15 protein-coding genes are annotated in these 20,828 nt (G+C 70.5%); 11 read left to right on the plus strand and 4 right to left on the minus strand.

Annotation, left to right across the window (positions count from 1 at the left end):
* The first annotated feature begins 5 nt into the window (after nucleotides 1-5).
* The 5 genes from ACWCSV_RS06945 to ACWCSV_RS06965 all read left to right on the plus strand — a co-directional run bounded on the left by ACWCSV_RS06945 (nucleotide 6) and on the right by ACWCSV_RS06965 (nucleotide 4,961).
* Nucleotides 6-1,025, plus strand: a complete 1,020-nt coding sequence (locus ACWCSV_RS06945) for a sugar ABC transporter substrate-binding protein (protein ID WP_451139254.1) — start codon at nucleotides 6-8, stop codon at nucleotides 1,023-1,025.
* Complete coding sequence (locus tag ACWCSV_RS06950; protein WP_451139256.1) at nucleotides 1,022-2,080, plus strand: ABC transporter permease; 1,059 nt, start codon at nucleotides 1,022-1,024, stop codon at nucleotides 2,078-2,080. Before ACWCSV_RS06945 ends, ACWCSV_RS06950 begins: the two co-directional genes overlap by 4 nt.
* Complete coding sequence (locus tag ACWCSV_RS06955; protein ID WP_451139258.1) at nucleotides 2,077-2,928, plus strand: ATP-binding cassette domain-containing protein; 852 nt, start codon at nucleotides 2,077-2,079, stop codon at nucleotides 2,926-2,928. The genes ACWCSV_RS06950 and ACWCSV_RS06955 overlap by 4 nt, the downstream gene beginning before the upstream one ends.
* Before the next feature lie 135 nt (nucleotides 2,929-3,063).
* On the plus strand, nucleotides 3,064-4,230 hold the full coding sequence (locus ACWCSV_RS06960; protein ID WP_451139261.1) for an ROK family glucokinase: 1,167 nt from the start codon (nucleotides 3,064-3,066) through the stop codon (nucleotides 4,228-4,230).
* A gap of 101 nt (nucleotides 4,231-4,331) precedes the next feature.
* Nucleotides 4,332-4,961, plus strand: a complete 630-nt coding sequence (locus tag ACWCSV_RS06965; protein ID WP_451139263.1) for a hypothetical protein — start codon at nucleotides 4,332-4,334, stop codon at nucleotides 4,959-4,961.
* Nucleotides 4,962-5,007: 46 nt separating this feature from the next.
* Here ACWCSV_RS06965 and ACWCSV_RS06970 read toward each other — a convergent pair whose 3' ends face one another.
* Nucleotides 5,008-5,715 (minus strand): response regulator, encoded by a 708-nt coding sequence (locus tag ACWCSV_RS06970; protein ID WP_451139265.1) that lies wholly within the window; start codon nucleotides 5,713-5,715, stop codon nucleotides 5,008-5,010.
* A 16-nt stretch (nucleotides 5,716-5,731) separates the two neighbouring features.
* Nucleotides 5,732-7,543, minus strand: coding sequence for an ATP-binding protein (locus ACWCSV_RS06975; protein ID WP_451139267.1), 1,812 nt, complete (start codon nucleotides 7,541-7,543; stop codon nucleotides 5,732-5,734).
* A 219-nt stretch (nucleotides 7,544-7,762) separates the two neighbouring features.
* On the opposite strand from ACWCSV_RS06975, the gene ACWCSV_RS06980 reads away from it, so the two are divergent.
* Entirely contained in the window at nucleotides 7,763-9,262 is a 1,500-nt protein-coding gene (locus ACWCSV_RS06980) for a GntP family permease (RefSeq protein WP_451139269.1), read from the plus strand.
* Nucleotides 9,263-9,484: 222 nt separating this feature from the next.
* Here ACWCSV_RS06980 and ACWCSV_RS06985 read toward each other — a convergent pair whose 3' ends face one another.
* The gene (locus ACWCSV_RS06985; RefSeq protein ID WP_451139271.1) at nucleotides 9,485-13,093 is read right to left on the minus strand and encodes an NACHT domain-containing protein; all 3,609 of its coding nucleotides are present in this window, start codon (nucleotides 13,091-13,093) and stop codon (nucleotides 9,485-9,487) included.
* Between the two features lie 121 nt (nucleotides 13,094-13,214).
* Here ACWCSV_RS06985 and ACWCSV_RS06990 point away from each other — a divergent pair, with 121 nt between their 5' ends.
* Nucleotides 13,215-13,466 carry a hypothetical protein gene (locus tag ACWCSV_RS06990; protein WP_451139273.1) on the plus strand — a complete coding sequence of 84 codons (252 nt, stop codon included), beginning with the start codon at nucleotides 13,215-13,217 and terminating at the stop codon, nucleotides 13,464-13,466.
* Nucleotides 13,467-13,700: 234 nt separating this feature from the next.
* On the opposite strand, the gene ACWCSV_RS06995 is transcribed toward ACWCSV_RS06990, so the two are convergent.
* Nucleotides 13,701-14,687: a LacI family DNA-binding transcriptional regulator gene (locus tag ACWCSV_RS06995; RefSeq protein WP_451139275.1), complete on the minus strand. Its 987-nt coding sequence runs from the start codon at nucleotides 14,685-14,687 to the stop codon at nucleotides 13,701-13,703.
* 418 nt (nucleotides 14,688-15,105) lie between these two features.
* Between ACWCSV_RS06995 and ACWCSV_RS07000 the strand changes: the two genes are divergently transcribed.
* The 4 genes from ACWCSV_RS07000 to ACWCSV_RS07015 all read left to right on the plus strand — a co-directional run bounded on the left by ACWCSV_RS07000 (nucleotide 15,106) and on the right by ACWCSV_RS07015 (nucleotide 20,638).
* Nucleotides 15,106-16,032 (plus strand): carbohydrate ABC transporter permease, encoded by a 927-nt coding sequence (locus ACWCSV_RS07000; protein WP_451139277.1) that lies wholly within the window; start codon nucleotides 15,106-15,108, stop codon nucleotides 16,030-16,032.
* Nucleotides 16,033-16,037: 5 nt separating this feature from the next.
* A complete protein-coding gene (locus ACWCSV_RS07005) occupies nucleotides 16,038-16,982 on the plus strand; it encodes a carbohydrate ABC transporter permease (protein WP_451139279.1) in 945 nt (314 codons plus the stop codon).
* Nucleotides 16,983-17,079: 97 nt separating this feature from the next.
* Entirely contained in the window at nucleotides 17,080-18,417 is a 1,338-nt protein-coding gene (locus ACWCSV_RS07010) for an ABC transporter substrate-binding protein (RefSeq protein ID WP_451139281.1), read from the plus strand.
* A gap of 55 nt (nucleotides 18,418-18,472) precedes the next feature.
* Nucleotides 18,473-20,638 carry a beta-galactosidase gene (locus tag ACWCSV_RS07015; RefSeq protein WP_451139283.1) on the plus strand — a complete coding sequence of 722 codons (2,166 nt, stop codon included), beginning with the start codon at nucleotides 18,473-18,475 and terminating at the stop codon, nucleotides 20,636-20,638.
* Nucleotides 20,639-20,828: the final 190 nt, after the last annotated feature.

Below are 20,828 nucleotides of genomic sequence, written 5' to 3' on the forward strand. Positions count from 1 at the left end.
GCTTCGTGGCAAGGGTTCGGACAGGGGTACGCGCGATGGGCGCCGTGCTGGCAGTGGTGCTCGGGGCCTCCCTCGCGGGATGCAGCAGCACCGGCGGCAGGCGGGCGGAGGAACGCGCGGCAGCATCCCAGGCCGCCTCCGAGGGCCACTCGGCCGTGAACACGCCCCGCTGGACGTTCGCCATGATCACCCACTCGGGTGATGGCGACACCTTCTGGGACATCGTCCAGAAGGGCGCCAAGGAGGCGGCGGGCAAGGACAACATCAACTTCCTGTACTCGCACAACGACGAGGCGCAGCAGCAGGCGCAGCTCGTCCAGGCCGCGATCGACAAGAAGGTCGACGGGATCATCGTCTCGCTCGCCAAGCCCGAGGCGATGAAGGACGTCGTCGCCAAGGCCACCAGGGCCGGCATCCCGGTGATCACCGTGAACTCCGGCTCCGCCGAGTCCAAGGCCTACGGCGCGATCACCCACATCGGCCAGGACGAGTCGATCGCCGGCGAGGCGGTCGGCGACGAGCTGAACACGCGCGGCCGCGAGAACGTCCTCTGCGTCCTGCACGAGCAGGGCAACGTCGGCCACGAGCAGCGCTGCGCCGGCGTGAAGAAGAACTTCAAGGGCAGGACGACCAACCTCTACGTCGACGGCACCAACATGCCCGACGTCCAGGCGTCCATCGAGGCGAAGCTCCAGACCGACAAGAGCATCGACGCCGTCGTCACCCTCGGCGCCCCCTTCGCCGACGCGGCCGTGCAGGCCAAGAACTCCGCCGGCAGCGACGCCGAGATCGACACCTTCGACCTGAACGCCAAGGTCGCCGCCGGGCTCAAGGCCAAGACGCTGGGCTTCGCCGTCGACCAGCAGCCCTTCCTCCAGGGCTACGAGGCCGTCGACCTGCTCTGGCTCTACCGCTTCAACCGCAACGTCCTCGGCGGCGGCCTGCCCGTCCTCACCGGCCCCCAGGTCATCACGGCCGCCGACGCCGACGAACTCGCCGAGTACACCGCCCGGGGCACCCGATGACGGGAACCGGACAGCCCACGGCCCCCGCCCCGGGCGGCACCGACGAGCGGCTGCTGCGCACCTCACCGCTGCGCAGGCTCCTCGGCCGCCCCGAGCTCGGCTCGGTCGTCGGCGCCCTCGCCGTCTTCCTCTTCTTCGCGGTGGTCGCCGACAGCTTCCTCCAGCTGTCCAGCTTCGGCACCGTGCTCTACGCGGCCTCCACCATCGGGATCATGGCCGCGCCGGTCGCGCTGCTGATGATCGGCGGGGAGTTCGACCTCTCGGCCGGCGTCATGGTGACCAGCTCGGCGCTGGTCTCCTCGATGTTCAGCTACCAGATGACCGCCAACGTCTGGGTCGGCGTCTTCGTGTCGCTCCTGGTCACCCTGGCCTTCGGGGCGTTCAACGGGTTCATGCTGACCCGGACGAAGCTGCCGAGCTTCATCATCACGCTCGGCACCTTCCTCATGCTGACCGGCCTCAACCTCGGCCTCACCAAGCTCATCAGCGGCACGGTGTCGACCAAGGCGATCGGCGACATGTGGGGCTTCGACTCCGCCCACGCGGTCTTCGCCTCGCAGCTCACCCTCGGCGGCGTCGAGCTGAAGGTGACGATCCTGTGGTGGCTGGTCCTGGTCGCCGTCGCCACCTGGATCCTGATCCGTACCCGCTTCGGCAACTGGATCTTCGCCGTCGGCGGCGACGAGAGCGCGGCCCGCGCGGTCGGCGTCCCCGTGATCCGTACCAAGATCGGCCTCTACCTCGGAGTGGCCTTCGCCGCCTGGGTCTCCGGCCAGCACCTGCTCTTCAGCTTCGACGTGGTCCAGTCCGGCGAGGGCGTCGGCAACGAGCTGATCTACATCATCGCGGCCGTCATCGGCGGCTGCCTGATCACCGGCGGCTACGGCTCCGCCATCGGCTCGGCCGTCGGCGCCATCATCTTCGGCATGACCAGCAAGGGCATCGTCTACGCCGAGTGGAACCCGGACTGGTTCAAGTTCTTCCTCGGAGCGATGCTGCTCCTGGCCACCCTGCTCAACGCATGGGTACGCAAGCGCGCGGAGGCGACGACATGACGGCCCCGGCCCCCCGGACAACGGCTCCCCAGGCGCTGGTCCAGCTCGACCACGTCAGCAAGTACTACGGCAGCATCAAGGCCCTGACCGACGTCTCGCTGGAGGTCCACGCGGGCGAGATCACCTGCGTGCTCGGTGACAACGGCGCCGGCAAGTCCACCCTCATCAAGATCATCGCCGGACTGCACCGGCACGACGAGGGCGTCTTCCGGATCGAGGGCGAGGACACCACCCTGGTCAACCCGCGCGACGCCCTGGACCGGGGCATCGCCACCGTCTACCAGGACCTCGCCGTCGTCCCGCTGATGCCGGTCTGGCGCAACTTCTTCCTCGGCTCGGAGCCGACCACCGGATCCGGCCCGTTCAAGCGCCTGGACGTCCGGCTGATGCGCGAGACGACCCGCGCCGAACTGCACCGCATGGGCATCGACCTCCGCGACGTCGACCAGCCGATCGGCACCCTCTCCGGCGGCGAGCGGCAGTGCGTGGCCATCGCCCGGGCGGTCCACTTCGGCGCCAGGGTCCTCGTCCTGGACGAGCCGACGGCGGCACTCGGCGTCAAGCAGTCCGGAGTCGTACTGAAGTACGTCGCCGCGGCCCGGGACGCCGGACTCGGAGTGGTCCTCATCACCCACAACCCCCACCACGCCTACCTCGTCGGCGACCGGTTCGTCCTCCTCAAGCGCGGCGCGATGGCCGGCAGCCACACCAAGGGCGACGTCACCCTCGACGAGCTGACCCGGCAGATGGCGGGCGGCAGCGAGCTCGACGAGCTCAGCCACGAGCTGGAGCGCGCCCCCGCGCCGACCTCCATCGGCGGCCACCCGGTGGACGACGACACCGAGTGACCGGGCGGCGGCCCGGGCACGGCCGAAACCGCCGAGGCGGCTCCGGGCGGACGGCAGTGGCAGAATCGATCGAGGTGGGCGCCGTCCGCCGCCGGCAGCACTGACCCGCCGGCCACTCCAGACACCGCAGGGACGATGAGCACGTACCGCGACTTCACCCACCGCGGCTCCGCCCGCGCCACCGTCCTCAAGACCGTCGGTACGAGGGAGCGGCGCTCCCACCTCACGGCGCCCCGCGTCCCCACCGTCGGCATCGACATCGGTGGCACCAAGGTCATGGCCGGTGTCGTCGACGCGGACGGCAACATCCTCGAGCAGCTGCGCACCGAGACGCCCGACAAGTCGAAGAGCCCCCGGGTCGTCGAGGACACCATCGTCGAGCTGGTGCTGGACCTCTCCGACCGCCACGACGTGCACGCCGTCGGCATCGGCGCGGCCGGCTGGGTCGACGCGGACCGCTCCCGGGTGCTCTTCGCCCCGCACCTCGCCTGGCGCGACGAGCCCCTGCGCGACGCCCTCGCCTCCCGCCTCGTCGTCCCCGTCATGGTCGACAACGACGCCAACACCGCCGCCTGGGCGGAGTGGCGGTTCGGCGCCGGACGGGGCGAGGACCACCTGGTGATGATCACCCTCGGCACCGGCATCGGCGGCGCGATCCTGGAGGACGGGCAGGTCAAGCGGGGCAAGTACGGCGTGGCCGGCGAGTTCGGGCACATGCAGGTCGTCCCCGGCGGCCACCGCTGCCCCTGCGGCAACCGCGGCTGCTGGGAGCAGTACAGCTCCGGCAACGCGCTGGTCCGGGAGGCCAAGGAGCTGGCCGCCGCCGACTCCCCGGTCGCGTACAACATCATCGAGCGCGTCAAGGGCAACATCCCGGAGATCACCGGGCCGCTCATCACCGAGCTGGCCCGCGAGGGCGACCCGATGTGCATCGAGCTCTTCCAGGACATCGGCCAGTGGCTGGGCGTCGGCATCGCCAACCTCGCCGCCGCGCTCGACCCCTCCTGCTTCGTCATCGGCGGCGGCGTCAGCGCCGCCGACGACCTGCTGATCAACCCCGCCCGGGACGCCTTCAAGCGCCAGCTCACCGGCCGCGGCTACCGCCCCGAGGCCCGGATCGTCCGGGCCCAGCTGGGCCCGGAGGCCGGCATGGTCGGCGCCGCCGACCTGGCCCGGCTCGTCGCCCGCCGCTTCCGCCGCGCCAACCGCCGCCGGGTCGAGCGCTACGAGCGCTACGCGCAGATCTACGACCAGGCCGCGAGCACCCTGCGCAGCACGCGGAGCACCCGGACCGGCGACTGACCGCCGGGCGCCGACCGGGGGGCCCACCCCGGCCGGTCGCCGCCCGGCCGCCCCGTACCGAACCCCGCCCGCGCACCGAAGCTCCGAGGGATCCGAAGACCATGACCGCAGCCGAGCACCCGAGTCCCGAGGGAACCGTGATCGCCGAAGCCCCCGAGCAGCCCGTGGTGCCGCGCCAGTGCGCACCGGGGGACGGCGAAGCCGCGCCCGACCCGCGCCGGGTCTTCCGCAGACGGCTGATCACCGCGACGATCATCGTGCTGCTGATCGGCATCCCGGCCGGCTACCTGCTCGTCTCGGCGGGCCAGAGCCGCGCCTCGGGCAAGGACAAGGAGGCCGAGGCCGCCGCCCAGGGGCTCCGCGCGAGCTGGCCGTCTCGGATGCAGCGGCGGATCTTCGAGGTACCCGTGCCGGGGAACGCGACCGGAGTGCAGTACTACGAGACCAACAACTGGAAGGCGAGCCGGATGTATCTGAAGTTCCGGACCACCTCCGCCGGTCTCGACCGCTTCCTGAGCGGTATGGGGACCGACCGCGCGGCCCTGAAGACCGGGAAGGTCACGATCTCCCAGCGGGACATCAGGATCACCGACTGGAACTTCTGGTCCGGCGCGTCCTGGTCCGGGACGACGCACAGGAACAAGGACCCCCGGCCCACCCAGAACATCACCGTGAACATGACCGACCCGGCGTCCCCGGTCGTCTACGTGGTCTCCGCCGCCACTCCCTGACCCCCGGGGTGTTCCGTACGCTCCGGCGATCAGGAAGTGGCGGCGGCTACGGCACCCGGTACTCCTGCTCCGGCCGCCCCGTCGTCCCGTAGCGCAGATGCATCTTCAGGCGGCCCGAGGTGACGAGCGCGGCGAGGTAGCGCTGCGCGGTGGCGCGCGAGACGCCGATCAGCTCGCCCACCTCCGCCGCCGACAGCGGCGCCGGGGAGTTCCGTACGGTCTTCAGCACCGCGTCGCCCGTCAGCGTCCCCGCGGTGGGCCGGCGCTCGGGGCGGCGGACGGAGGGCTCCCGCAGCGTGCCGTACACGCTCTCCACGGTGCTCTGGTCCACGGAACCGGCGTCCGTGAGCTGCCGGAACCGGGCGTACCCCCGCAGCTTCTCCGCCAGCAGTTCCGGCGGGAACGGCTTGATCAGATAGGCCAGCGCGCCCGCCGACAGTGCGCGGCGGACCACCGGGCCCTCGGCCGCCGCGCTGAGGACGAAGGCGTCGCAGTCCAGGCGGCGCAGCAGGTCGACGCCGGAACCGTCGGGCAGGTAGACATCGACGAGGGCCAGATCGACCGGTGTTCCGGCGGCCGTGGCGGCGGCCACGGCATCCACCGCCTCCGTCGCCGTGTGGGCGGTGCCGGCCACCGTGAAGCCCGCCACCCCTCCCACCAGCGAGGCGTGGATGCCGGCGACCCGGAAGTCGTCGTCGACGACGAGGACGGAGAGCGGCGGCCGGGCGGGCGGTGGGAGCGTCCGGCCGGTCATCGGTTCAGTTCCATGATCATCCGTTCACTTCCATGACGTCGTGGAGCCGGGCCACGAAGACGGCGCCACCGGAGACCGGGCCGGCGCCGGTGCCCCCGGGGTCCTCGGAGCCCTCGGCCGGCGTGGAGGACATGGGCGGTCCGCCGGGCTCCGCGAGGTACACGTCGCCCCCCTTCGTGCGGGCGATCTGACGGGCGAGCGCCAGGCCGATGCCGCGCCCGCCGACGACCGGGTCGTGGTTCTTCGTGGACAGGCCCTCGCGGAACACGTCCCCGGCCGGGACGACCGCGACACCGTCGCCGGTGTCCGCGACGGTGACGACCAGCGTGGTGTCCTCCGCCATGAGTTCCACCTCCACCCGAGCCCCGGGGCGCTGCCCCTGCTGGGCCGCCTCGACCGCGTTGTCGACCAGGTTGCCGAGGACGGTGGTGACGTCGACCGGTGCGCCGAGGGTGCCCTCGACCCAGGTGGCGTCACCGACGACCAGGGTCACCCCGCGTTCCCGGGCCTGGGCGGCCTTCGCCGACAGGAAGGCGCACAGGTACGAGTCCCGGACCGCGTCCAGCCCCGGCAGGGCCTCGCCGAGCGGGCCCGTACCGAGGATCGTGTCGATGTAGTCGGTGGTCTCGGCGAGGTGCCCGCCCCGGGCCAGCGCGGAGACGACGTGCAGCCGGTTGGCGAACTCGTGGCGCTGCGCGCGCAGCGCCGAACTCATGGCCTGCACCGCGTCGAGCTGGCGGGTCAGCGACTCCACGTCGGTGCGGTCCTTGACGGTCAGCAGGGTGCCGAGATCACGGCCGTCCCGGCGCACCGTGCGCGAGGAGAGCACCAGCACCCGTTCACCGACGGCCGCCATCACCGGGCCCTGCGCGGGGCTGCGCAGCGCTTCGACCACCCGGGGCGTCAGCCCCAGTTCGCCGAGGTGCCGGCCGGGGGCGGCACCGGGCGCGAGGAGCCGGCGCGCCTCGTCGTTGACGACCGTCACCCTGCCCGCGGTGTCCACGGCGAGGACGCCCTCCCCGATGCCGTGCAGCACCGCCTCCTGCTCCTGCACCAGCCCGGCCAGCTCCTCGGGTTCGAGCCCGAGGGTCAGGCGCTTCCACCGCCCGGCCAGCAGCGCGGACGCGGCGACGCCGAGCACCAGGGCGCCCACGAGCCAGCCGAGGCCACCGAGCAGGACCCGGACGAGCTGGGCCCGTACGTCCGAGGCGGCGAGCCCCGCGTTCGCCTCGCCGACGACCTGGGTGGCCGACCCGGGCGCGTACACCGGAACCTTCGCCACCACCTCGTCGCCGAGGTGGGCGCGGTGGCGTGCCAGCTCCTCGTGCCCGGCGAGCGCGTCGGAGGGGTCGGTGCTCACCTTCCTGCCCAGCTGGGAGAGTTCGGGGTGGGCCAGCCGGATGCCCTGGTCGTCGGTGACGACGACGAACAGCGAACCGGTCCTGATCCGCGCCGCCTCGGCCACGGTCTGCACGGTCCCCCGGGCGAGCGTCCCGCGCGGGATGCGCGCCGCGCCGCCTCCCGGACGGGAGTTGGCCGCGGAGAACTCGGCGGTCGCGCGCCGGACGGACGGTTCGGAGGCGACCGTCCGGGCCACCGCGAGCGCCCGCAACTGGTACTCCCGGTCGATCCGGTGCTCGTTGGAGTACGCGAAGGCGGCGAACGCCGTGGCGAGGGTGACCGCGACCACCGCGCACTGCAGCAGCAGCACCTGGGTCCGCAGCCGCATCCCGCCGGACCACCGGGTGAACCACCGACGGCCGGACCGCTCCCGGGGCGTCTGCTCCCGGGAGGACGGCCTCCGGCCCGGCGGTTCCACGATTCCCATCCGCCGACGGTAACCCCCGAAGGGCCCGTGCACAGAATGCACAGAACGCGCGGATCAGGGGTTTCACGGGTTACGCGCACAACCTGGAGACGCGCGGGGCCCGGCCGATACGTTCCCGCCGGGACACAACCAGCCGCAGACCAGGAGTTCTTCAATGACGACGACACTCGCCGCAGCGCGCCCCCGCCAGGGCGCCGACCGCCGGACGGGAGGCCGACTGTGACGGGCCACACGTGGACACTGCTGATCATCCTGGCCGCGGCGATAGCCCTGCTGATCACGCTGATCAACTCCCGGCTCCGGTTCCACCCCTTCGTCGCCCTGATGACCGTCTCGGTCGGCGTCGCCCTGGCGGCCGGACAGCCCGTCGACAAGATCGCCGAGTCCCTGGAGGACGGAGCGGGCGGCATCCTCGGTGACGTCGGCGTCACCCTCGCGTTCGGCGCCATGCTGGGACGGCTGCTGTCGGCCTCCGGCGCCACGGACCGCATCGCGCGGATGATCGTCGACCGAGCGAGCGCCCGCTCACTGCCCTGGTACGTGACCGGCGCGGCCTTCGTCATCGGCATCCCGATGTTCTTCGAGATCGGCCTCATCGTGCTGCTCCCGCTGATCTTCAGCGTGGCCCAGCGCCTGGAACGTACGCAGAAGATCAAGGGATCCCCGTACGTGTTCCTCGCGGCGCCCGTGATCGGCGCCCTCTCCACCCTGCACGGCATGGTGGCCCCGCACCCCGGCCCGCTGGTCGCGGTGGAGGGGCTGCACGCGAACCTCGGCATGAGCATCGCCGTCGGCCTGATCTGCGCGATCCCCACGATCATCGTCGCCGGGCCCGTGTACGGCCGCTGGATCGCTCCGCGCCTCGACGCACGGCCCGACGCCGAGCTGATCGCCAAGTTCACCGGGGCCGGCGGCGCCGCGGACGACACCGCGCCGCAGCCCGCGAAGGGCAACGGCAGCGCCGAGGGGAAGGGCAAGGGCGCGTCCCAGGCCGCCGCCCGGGCGAAGGCCGTGGCGGCGGACACCCCGCAGGGAGCCGGGTCCCCGAGGAACAAGGTCCGCACCGGCTGGGCCCTCGCGGCCGTGCTCGTACCGGTGGCCCTGATGCTGCTGCGTACCCTCGCGGAACTCGTATACGACGAGTCCAGCCAGGTACGCCACGTACTGGCCTTCCTGGGCGAGCCGGTGATCGCCATGCTCGCCGGCTTCCTCTTCGCGCTGTTCGCCCTCGGCTACCGCAGCGGCCTCTCCTCGGACGCCATCCGCGGCGCGCTCACCGACAGCCTGAAGGCCGTCGCCGGCATCCTGCTGATCATCGCGGGCGGCGGGGCGTTCAACCAGGTGCTGAAGGACTCCGGGATCGGCCAGGCCGTCGAGTCCGCCGCGTCCGGCATGCACATCAACGTGATCGTGCTGGGCTGGCTCATGGCCCTGCTGCTCTCCTTCTCCACCGGCTCCGCCACCGTCGGCATCGTCGCCGCGACGGGCATCCTCGCGCCCCTCGCCCAGGACGGCGGAAGCCTGCACACCTCGCTGCTCGTGGTGGCCATCGGCGCCGGCTCGATCGGCCTCAACTACGTCAACCACGCGGGCTTCTGGCTGGTGAAGGAGTCCTTCGGGATGACTCTCGGCCAGGCCACGAAGTCGCACACCGCCATTCAGACCATCGTGAGCGTCTGCGGACTGCTGATGGCGCTGCTGCTGTCGGTCTTCGCCTGACCCGAGATCGTCCGGCCCGCCGCCACTGACGCCGGCCGGTCCGCGGAGACACGCCCGACGGGGTGCCGCGCGGACCGGCCGGAGCGCTTTCCGCCGGCGGGAGGGGCGGTGCCGGCAGCCTCCCGGGCGGTCGACCGGCTCGATGGCTCCGGTTTCGGTACGGGGAACGGGACCCGGTCCGGGGAGAGCGACTACCGGGCCGGAGCAGCAGGGCTGTTGCCGCTACCCCGCTTCGCCCGCACGCCGGGCCGTGAGACCGACCGCACCACTGCTTGACGACCGAGGCAGCGGGACGTGCTTTTCCTGCGGGACGGGTGCCGCCGCACGGAGCCACGCCAGCAGCTGGCGCAGGCGAAGGCGGCGTGCCCCCGATGTCTCCGGGGCGTCGACGAGCTCCTCCATGTGCACGGCCACTTCGCGGTCCATCCGCGCGGCTTGCACGTCGATGAGCAGGCGGAGTTCCGAGGCGAGGGGCGGACGAGGGAGTCCCAGTGCTCGTTTCCACAGGTCGAGTGCATGCTCTCGGCATCCCATCGCTGCGAGCTCCATGGCGATGTCGCACAACTGGTTCCATTTGACCCACTGGTGTGAGTGAGCCTTGGCCACGACGAAAGGTGCTGCCTCCGTCCCCTCCAGGGCCAGCAGGACACGCAGACCGCACAGCACATCATCGGCGTCGCCCGCCGGCTGATCCACCAGCCGTCGAGCGAGTTCGCACGTGAGGGCAAGGTGGCTCTCTTCCTGGGGCAGCACCTCCAGGACACCCTGCAGCCAATCGGTGTTGTCCGCCAGTGACGGCGTGCCGTCCCAGATCTCCAGGAGGCGACTCGCCTCGACGCCGCCTCGCGCTTTGAGTAGAACGCGGGTTGCCTCTTCGTATCCGGACCGTGCGCAGAACGGTGTGCGCAGAGCGAGCTCCGCGAGTTCCGCCGCATCGGCGACCGCTCCGCAGTCCAGGAGAGCCTTGGCAACGACAGCCCGATCGGTCGGAGTGAGTGACCGACCACGTTGAACACACTTCATGACATTCTCCACGGCGGGCAGCCCTTCGACCTCCAGCCACGTCTTGACCGCCCAGCCGGCCCCGTACACCCCCCAGCGATCACCTTGTACTTCACGGGCCCATTCGCCCGGCGACAGCACATCGTCGATGTCGGCAAGAGCCCGGTGCAGAGAAGCGGGAATCCAGAGATAGTGGCCCGCGTCGGCGCTGCTGCGTTCGATCGCACCTTCCAGGTCGGGGCGGCCTTCGTGGCCCTGCGTCCTGGCCCACAGGGAAGCGGCCCACTCCGCCGCATCGCCGGAGCCGCCGGACCGGAGAAGCACCAGGGCGATACGGGACGCGGCCTCGACCTGGCCGGCCTTCTCCAGCGCTTTGCCGACCGCTGTGTGACTCCAACTGTCCGTGGACGGCCAGGACAGCGCGATGTCGGCCACCTCTTGCGCGGCGTCCGGCATCGCGCTCAGCCACGCCTCGGTGGCCCGGCTCAACGCCGGAGATCCTGCGGAGGGGTCCTTCAGTACCCGCCGGGCGAGTTGCTCGGCGTCCTCGCGCATCTCCATCTGTTCCAGGGCTTGCGATGCGCAGGAGAGGATCCAGCTCGTGACCCCGGGCTCGGCGGCGAGCTGCCAGGCACGCCTACGAACCAGTTCCCGGGCCTCGGCGCCGAGACCGACGGCCACTCTCGCGGCCTTGCCCAGCCAGCCGGCCACCCCGTCGAGCACAGAGCCGAGAAGCTCCTGCGTCAGCGCCGCCCCGCCGCATCGGCTGAACGCCTCCACAGCCAGCAGGCGCCTTCCACCGTCGAGGAATTCGTTGCGCGCCAAGCCTTCGAGCATGTCCAGAACGCCGTGCTCGGTTCCCAAGGCTCCCAGCGCCGTGAAGGCCTTCTCCTGGTCGTCGACCTCGCGAGCGCAACAGCCGATACTCTCCAACCGGTCGACGAGTCGTTGCCGATTCGCAGCGCCGAAGCCGGCGCCCTCCGCGAGGAGCAGGGCAGCCAGCAGAACCCGCTGATGACCTCCGGCTGCCCCGGTGAGCAACCGGTCGGCGATCCGGTCGGCCTCGCACTCCTCCCTGTCCGCCCACAGACACAGCACGAACATGGCCAAGGTCTGCTTCTCCTCGTTGAACGAACGCAGGATCCAGTGCTCCAAGTCGGTGAAAGCGGGGCTGATCCGCTCCCCGTAGGCGCGGGCAGCGAAGAACTCGGCGAACGAGTGGTGCAGGAAGCGGTAGTCGTGCTGTTCCTGGACGAGGAGCCCGGTTCCTTGCAGGAACTCCGCGACCTCCGTCTGCCAGCTTTCGAGGGCGAGGTGTTCACGACCGTTCTCGCGAACCCAGGCCAAGGCCGCGTCGAGCAAGGACTCCTCGCCCTCCACCCGGCGGACCCCCAGCGCACCGAGCAGCCGGCGCTTCTCGCCGTCCAGCCACAGGTGCATCGCCAGACGTTCCGGCTCGGCGGTGTAACGCTGCCGTATGTCCGCCCGGCCGGCGCCCCGGCGGCCGAGCAGGTGACCGAAGAAGCGCTGGTAGAGACTGAGCCGGCTGGTCGGGAGCTGGTTCGTCGGATCTATCGTGGCGTTCACAGCCGCGATGGTGGCCAGCAGGGGGCTGCGGACCAGCTCCTTCAGCCGGCCGTCGCCGACGTCCTCGAGGAACCGTTCGGCCGCGGCCCGCGCCGATGGCTCGTCCTCGTACTGCGCGGCGAACCACTTCCCAGCGAAGTCCTTCAACTCCTTGGGCCCGAAGGGCTCCATGGTGTACTCGCCCGTGTGCGGGCCTCGCAGGGGCGCGAGTTCGGCCTCAGGAAGAGGGCGACTGGTGAGCACGAGGCGGTAGTTGCCTTCTGTGCGCATGTGCAGTGCGAGCATTCTGATGACCTCGGCGCGCGACTCCCGGTCGGCCACCTCGTCCAGACCGTCAACCATGACGAGCCAGCGTGCGCCCTGAGTCCGGCCACGGAAGAGCCCGGGCTCAGGATCCGCTATCAGGCTGTGCCCGAGAGTGCGGCGTGCGGCCTGGACGAGCACGGCACTCCACGAATCCGGTTCTCCCAGGAGCGTGCGCGCGGCGATTCTGACGGGCAGCAGAGGCTCGTCCACCGGTGCTTCGAGGCTGGTCTCCTCGCGCAACCAGATCCGGGACAACAGCCAGGCCAGGTGGCTCGAGAGCGTCGACTTCCCTGATCCGGGCTCGCCGGTGATCAGCAGATGCTGATGGCGGCCCAGCACGGTCGGCACCGGCAACTGGGATTCGGCGCGACGCGAGTCCTGGTGGCGGGCCGCGGTCATCGGAGCCGGACTGCCGGAGGCCTCCTCCGACAGCATCGCCTTGCGGCTCGACCCGTCCCCTGCCGGACCGGACGCGCGTATCCGCTGCCTCACGTAAACCGCGGACAGCGGCGGTTCGGTCACGCCCAGTCTGTCGTAGGGGAGCCGCTCCACGGCCTTTGCCTGGGCCTCCAGCAGATTGCGCACCGCCAGGGACGGCAACGGCAGCTCCGCCCATGTCGTCAGATGAGGTATCAGCTCCTCTTTGGCCGCGCTCACCGACCGGTCCATCGCCTCTTTGGCCCTCACCCATACGGGCATCACCTCCGAAGGCTCGCGCCCAAGAGCCACGGCGAGGGAGCCGACCACCTCGGGTCTCACCATGCGGGTGGCTCCGCAGACGCCGTAGATGACGTTCTTGTGCGCGATCTCCGCACGAACTGCGGCATTGAGGCTCTCATAGCCGGCGTCCGTCACGGCCTGCCGAAACCAGGAGGCCAGTTCCTCCAGTTCCGTGTAGCGCTGCCGGTCACTCTTCGGTGGACGTCCCCCGGCCATCGTTCCCCCGTGTCGCCGACTGCTGGAGTTTCTCAGAGTTTCTCAAGCGTAGAGGGAAACCGGTCGTCACTCGCATGGTTGGGACACACCCGACATCCATCGTCTCGGCCAGGAGAGGTCCATGACCCAGTTCGCTGCTGGTGATCCCGTTCTGACAGTCGTTCTCATGGTGGTGACAGTGACTGCCGGCCTGATTCGCGCGTGGATCGGCCACCGCACCTCGGTCCGGGCCGAGGAGGAGCAGACCCGGCGCATCCGCATCGCCGTAGCCGGTTCGACTTCGACGCACAGGGCCGCCGTCGTGCACGAGTGCGCCGCGCTGGCAGCAGCCTCGCGCCCTGCTCCGAGGCCCAGGCGGTTCCGCGGACCGTAGTGCCGCGAGAGGACCGCAGGGTGATTCCCGCACTCCCGGCACGAGCCGCACGAGGTCCGGACGATCCTGCCCTGGCCCGACACGCGGCGGCGGTTCACTCGCGGGAGGCGGCCCCGGAACACGCGGCCTTGCCGCCCAGGCGCCCGGTCGCCCTGCCCCGAGTGGCACGGAGCGCCGAACCCGCGCTCCGGCCACGGGAAGCTCCGGGTACGGCCGCCCGGCCGCAGACCCGCGCTACACGGGCGGGGGCGCCGTACTCTCCCGCAGGACGAGCCGCGTCGGTACGAGTGTCGTACCGTGCCCGGGACCGCTCTGCCGCATCTGGTGCAGGACGCCCTCGACGCAGCGGCGGCCCACCTCGGCGAAGTCCTGGTGGACGGTGGTCAGCGGAGGCTGGAAGGAACCGGCCTCGGAGATGTCGTCGAAACCGACGACGGAGACGTCCTCGGGCACTCTGCGGCCGCGTTCGTGGAGGGCGCGCAGCAGGCCGAGCGCCATCTGGTCGTTGGCCGCGAACACGGCGGTGCACTCCGCCTGTTCGGCGATACGGAGCCCCGCCCGGTACCCGGACTCCGCCGACCAGTCGCCGCGTACGAGGAGCGGCGGAACCCGTCCCTCGTCCTCCAGCGCCGAGCGCCAGGCGTCCGCCCGGCGCTGCGCGGCGTAGGAGCCCTCGGGGCCCGCGAGGTGCCAGACGGTGCGATGGCCCAGGCTCAGCAGGTGGTTGACCGCGTCGCGGGTGCCGCCCGCCTGGTCGGTGTCGACGACGCTGTAGCGGTCCCCGGCGTCGGAGTCCGCGACGACCACCTTCACGTGCGGCGGCAGGGAGAGGCGCGCCTCGTCGAGGAGGTGGACCTCCATGATGACGATGGCCGCGTCGATGGCGAGTTCACCGAGGCGCGAGAAGGCGCCCCGCACCTCGTCCTGGGTGGGGACGGCGACCGGCAGCAGGGTGACCGCGTACCCCTCGTGGGCGGCGGAGGTCGCGATGGCCTCCAGGGTCCGCACGTTGCCCGTGGTGGAGAGCGTGAAGGTGATGACCCCGATGGTGCGGAACTCGCCGCGTTTGAGCGCGCGCGCCGCGCTGTTGGGGCGGTAGCCGAGGTCCTTCATCGCCGCGAGGACCTGCCGGCGGGTCTCCTCGTTCACACCGGGGAAGCCGTTGGAGACACGGGAGACCGTCTGGGAGGACACCCCCGTGACCCGGGCCACATCGGCCATCGAGACCGTTCTGCGGCGTTTCGGATTCCCGCTCCCGGGAGCCGGTCCGGTCGGGAACATGCCTGTGCCCGGGGGGCGTTCGCCTGCTTCGTCCACCGTCTCCCTCATCGGATGTCGCTTTCGTGTACGGCTCTTGACCGCCCATCTGAGGGCAGTGTAGACATGCCGCCACCAGATGTTTACGTAAACATAATGCCAGTCGAGCCGTCGGGGCGAGGCCGTTCACCTGCCTGAAACGTGAGCGTGAACGTGCTTCTCGGTCCGGTGAAGCACGAGTTCCGGCCGGTGGGGCGTGAGGGTTCGGTCCGGTGGCGTTGAGTTCGGTCCGGTGAGGCACGAGTTCGGTCCGGTGGGCGTGAGTTCGGTCCGGTATGGCACGAGTTCGGTCCGGTGAAGCACGAGTGAGGGACGACGCGAGATGACGACGCTGCAACCGCCGGCGGCCACAGGGGCCCGCCCGGCCGGACCGCCGAGGACGCGGCCCCGCCGTTCATGGGCGGGATGGGGGTTCATCGGTCCCTTCGTGCTCGTCTTCGCACTGGTCTTCCTGGTACCGCTCGCGTACTCGGTGTATCTGAGCTTGTTCCGGACCCAGTTGATCGGCGGCACCACGTTCGTCGGCTTCGACAACTACCAACAGGCCCTGCAGGACTCGCAGTTCTGGGACGGGGTCGCCCGCGTCGGGCTGTTCCTGGTGGTCCAGGTGCCGGTCATGCTCGGCATCGCGCTCTTCGTCGCACTCGCGGTCGACAGCGGCCGCCTGTACGGCAAGGAGTTCTTCCGGATATCCGTCTTCCTGCCCTACGCCGTCCCCGCCGTCGTCGCCACCCTCATGTGGGGCTTCCTGTACGGCCCCCGGTTCGGCCTGGTCGGCGACATCAACGACGCGTTCGGCCTGCACCTGCCCGACCCGCTCTCCTCGGGACTGGTCCTCACCTCGATCGGCAACATCGTCACCTGGGAGTTCGTCGGCTACAACATGCTGATCTTCTACTCGGCGCTGCGCGTGGTCCCGCACTCGCTCTACGAGGCGGCCGAGATCGACGGTGCCGGCCCGTGGCGGGTCGTCGCCGCGATCAAACTCCCCGCGATCCGGGGCGCCCTGGTCATCGCGACGATCTTCTCGGTCATCGGCAGCTTCCAGCTCTTTAACGAGCCCGCCATCCTGCAGAAGCTGGCGCCGAACACCATCACCACCGACTACACCCCGAACTACTACACGTACTCGCTGTCCTTCTCCGGCCAGCAGCACAACTACTCGGCGACGGTCGCCATCGTCATGGGCGTGATCACCATGGTCGTCGCCTACGTCGTCCAACTGCGCGGCATGCGCAAGGAAGCGTGAACGTGATGACGACGAACAGTGCGACCGGCACACCCTTGCCCGCGGCGGGGCCGAAGAGGGCCCCCGCGCCCCGCGTGCGCGCACCGCGCCGCGCCCACACCCCGGGCCGCCCCCGGCGCAGTGTCCTGCTGACCGCGGTCACCGGCGTGGTCCTGGTCTACAGCCTGCTCCCACTGGTCTGGCTGGTCATCAGCGCCACCAAGTCGCAGACGGGGCTGGCCCGTTCCTTCGGCCTCTGGTTCGACGGGGACTTCGCCCTGTGGGACAACCTGAGCCAGACCTTCACCTACCAGGACGGGGTCTTCGGCCGATGGCTCCTCAACACCCTCCTGTACGTCGTCGTCGGCGCGGGCGGCGCCACCTTTCTGGCGGTACTCGGCGGCTACGCGCTCGCCAAGTTCCAGTTCCCGGGCAAACGCGCCGTGTTCGCGGTCGTCATCGGCGCGGTCGCCGTGCCGACCACCGCTCTCGCCGTCCCGACCTTCCTGCTGTTCAGCAAGATCGGCCTGACGGACACCCCGTGGGCGGTGATCATCCCCTCGCTCATCTCACCGTTCGGCCTCTACCTGATGTGGGTGTTCGCCACCGAGGCGGTCCCCGCCGAACTGATGGAGGCGGCCCGCATCGACGGAGCGAGCGAACTGCGCACCTTCTTCCAGGTCGCGCTGCCGCTGCTCGCACCGGGCACCGTCACCGTGCTCCTGTTCACCACGGTCGCGACCTGGAACAACTACTTCCTGCCGCTGATCATGCTGAAGGACCCCGACTGGTACCCGCTGACCCTCGGCCTGGACGCCTGGAACAAACAGGCCGCCACGGCCGGCGGCGAGGCCGTCTTCAACCTGGTCGTCACCGGCTCGCTGCTCACGATCGTGCCGCTGATCGCCGCCTTCCTGCTGCTCCAGAAGTACTGGCAGTCCGGACTCGCCGCCGGAAGCGTCAAGGAATAGCGCCGGGCATCGCACGCGTGCACGTCGCGCGGCTGCCGCCCGCCCCCTCTCACTGTCCGCACGTCATGTCGCACCACGAGGAAGTGGAAATACCGCCATGTCCCAGCACTCCCGCCGCCTGTTGCGCGGCCTCGGTCTTGTCTGCGCCCTGGCCCTGGGGGCGACCGCCTGCGGTGGCTCCGACGACGACTCCGGCCGGAAGCCGGTGGGTTCGTCCGACATCCAGGCCGCGCTGCAGAAGGGCGGCACCGTCACGGTGTGGGCCTGGGAGCCCACCCTGAAGCAGGTCGCCGAGGACTTCGAGAAGAAGTACCCGAAGGTCGACATCAAGCTGGTCAACGCGGGCACCAACAACGACGAGTACAAGGCGCTGTCGAACGCCGTCTCGGCGAAGAAGGGCGTCCCCGACGTCGCCCAGCTGGAGTACTACGCGCTCGGCCAGTACGCCCTGACGAAGGAGGTCGCCGACCTCAAGGCGTACGGCGCCGACAAGCTGGCCGACTCGTACTCGCCCGGTCCCTGGAACTCGGTGACGACCGGCGGCGGCGTCTGGGGCCTGCCGATGGACTCCGGACCGATGGCGCTCTTCTACAACAAGAAGGTCTTCGACACGTACAAGATCGCGGTGCCGACGACCTGGGACGAGTACGTCGAAGCCGCCCGCACCCTGCACAAGGCGAACCCGAAGGCGTACATCACCAGCGACCTCGGCGACGCCGGTCTGACCACCAGCCTTCTCTGGCAGGCCGGTTCGCACCCGTACAAGGTCGACGGCACGAAGGTCGGCATCGACTTCACCGACGCGGGCGCCGTCAAGTACACCGACACCTGGCAGAAGCTGATCGACGAGAAGCTCGTCTCGCCCATCGCCGGCTGGAGCGACGACTGGTACAAGGGCCTCGGCGACGGGACCATCGCGACCCTCCCGATCGGCGCGTGGATGCCCGCCAACTTCGCCTCCGGCGTGAAGGACGCCGCCGGTGACTGGCGCGTCGCCCCGCTGCCACAGTGGGAGAAGGGCGCGAACGCCAGCGCGGAGAACGGCGGCAGCTCGCTGGCCCTGCCCGAACAGGGCAAGAACAAGGAACTCGCCTACGCCTTCGTGGAGTACGCCAACTCCGGTGCGGGCGTGCAGACCCGCATCGCGAACGGCGCGTTCCCGGCGACCACCGCCGACCTGGACTCCAAGGCGTTCCAGGACACCGCGTTCCCGTACTTCGGCGGCCAGAAGGCCAACGAGATCTTCGCCGCCTCCGCGAAGAGCGTGCCCAGCGGCTGGAGCTACCTGCCGTACCAGGTGTACTCCAACTCGATCTTCAACGACACCGTCGGCAAGGCGTACATCTCCTCGACCAAGCTGTCGGACGGGCTGAAGTCGTGGCAGGACAAGTCGCTCGCATACGGCAGCGAGCAGGGCTTCACCGTCGAGAAGTAGCACCCGAGGCCGACCACGTCACCTCCTCTCAACCCCGGCCTGTGGAAGGACGCGCATGACCTCCCCCCGCATCTCCCGTTTCCCGTACGCGAAGGGCCCCGACGGCAGCAGCCGGCTCAGCTACGGCGCCGACTACAACCCCGAGCAGTGGCCGCGGGAGGTGTGGGAGGAGGACGTCCGGCTGATGCGCGAGGCCGGGGTGAACACCGTCTCTCTGGCGATCTTCTCCTGGGCCCGTCTCCAGCCCACCCAGGACAGCTGGGACTTCGGCTGGCTCGACGAGGTCATGGACCTGCTGCACGCCGGCGGCATCGGGGTCGACCTCGCGACCGCCACCGCCTCCCCGCCGCCGTGGCTGACCACCGCGCACCCCGAGATCCTCCCGGTCACCGCCACCGGCGAGACCGTGTGGCCCGGCGCGCGACAGCACTGGCGCCCCACCTCACCGGTGTTCCGCAGCCACGCGCTGCGCCTCGTACGGGAGATGGCGACGCGCTACGCGGACCACCCGGCCCTCGTCGCCTGGCACGTCAGCAACGAACTGGGCTGCCACAACGTCTACGACTACTCCGACGACGCGGCCCGCGCCTTCCGTGACTGGCTCCGCCGCCGCTACACCACGCTCGACGCCCTCAACCACGCCTGGGGCACCCACTTCTGGTCCCAGCGCTACAGCGACTGGGACCAGATCCTGCCGCCGCGCCTGGCCGCCTCCCATCCCAACCCGACCCAGCAGCTCGACTTCAAGCGGTTCTCCTCGGACACCCTGAAGGAATACCTGCTCGCCGAGCGCGAGATCCTCGGCGAGATCACCCCCGGCACCCCCGTCACCAGCAACTTCATGGTGATGAGCGGAATGAAGGGCATGGACTACGCCGACTGGGCCGACGCGGTCGACTTCGTCTCCAACGACCACTACGCCACCACCGGACCCCGCAGCCGCGACGAACTCTCCTTCTGTGCCAACCTGACCAGCGGAATCGCCGCCCACCGGCCGTGGTTCCTCATGGAGCACTCCACCAGCGCGGTCAACTGGCAGCCCATCAACCTGCCCAAGAAGCCGGGCGAGTTGGCGCGCGACTCGCTGCTGCATGTCGCCCACGGCGCCGACGCCGTCTGCTTCTTCCAGTGGCGCCAGTCGGCGGCCGGCGCCGAGAAGTACCACTCGGCGATGGTTCCGCACGCCGGATCGAACAGCCAACTCTTCCGCGATGTAGTGGAGTTGGGACGTACCCTCAAGGCGCTCGCCCCGCTCGCCGGCAGCGAGCGCGAACCTGCCCGGGTGGCCGTACTCTTCGACTGGGACTCCTGGTGGGCCAGTGAGCAGGACTCGCACCCCACCTCCCTCCTCGACTACCACCGCGAGGCCCTCGACTGGTACGCGGCGCTGCTGCGCCTCGGCGTCCGCGCCGACGTCGTACCCGCGCACCACACTGATCTCGCCCCGTACGACGTGGTGATCGCACCGGTCCTGCACGTCGTCCCGCAGGCACTCGCCAAGGAGCTCACCCGCTACGTCGACGGCGGAGGCCACCTCGTCACCACCTACTTCTCCGGCGTCGTCGACGAGAACGACCACATCTGGCTCGGCGGCCACCCCGGCGCCCTGCGCGACCTGCTCGGCATCCGCATCGAGGAGTTCGGCCCGCTGCTCGACGGGGACACGGTCGACGTGGACCTCGGCGGTGGCCCGGACCCGGACGGCGCCCCCGGCCTGGACGGCGCCCCCGGGAGCGGGGCAGGCCCCGTCGCCGGTGCGGACCGTGCCGTGGCCGGCACTCTGTGGACCGACCGGATCGACATCACCGGCCCCGACGTGGAGACCCTCGCCCGCTACCGCACCGGAACGTACGCCGGCCGCCCGGCCGTCACCCGACGCCGCACCGCGGACAGTGGTTCTGCGGCGTACGTCTCCACCCGCCTGGGCATCGACGGCCTCGCCGCACTGCTTCCCCGGCTGCTCGCCCCGGCCGGGGTGACCGGCGAACTGCCCGAGCGGGCACGGGGAACGGTCGAGCAGGTCGTACGACGCGACAGCGCCGCCCGCTACGTCTTCCTGGTCAACCACGGCGACGAGCCCGTCCCCCTGCCCGGGGTGACCGGCGAGGTGCTGACGGGACCGCCGGCCGGGGACGAGCTCGTCCTGGGGCCCCGGGAGGTCGCCGTACTGCGGCAGACGATCACACCGGGCGCTGCGCCGGAGCCGTACCGGACGCCCTGATACGCCCCGGAATCCCGCCGGCCCACCGGTACCTGACGATCGGCTCCTTGCTCCGGCCGTCAGGAACGCCGCGGCCGGTCGCGCGGACCTCGACCACGGCCCCCTGCGAGCATGGTCTCCTCTCCGGGGGCCGGGCCCGACCAAGGCCGCGAGGAGGGTCCCGGAGCCATTGTCACTGGTCCCGCCTAGA

Source organism: Streptomyces sp. NPDC001770 (genome assembly GCF_053596135.1).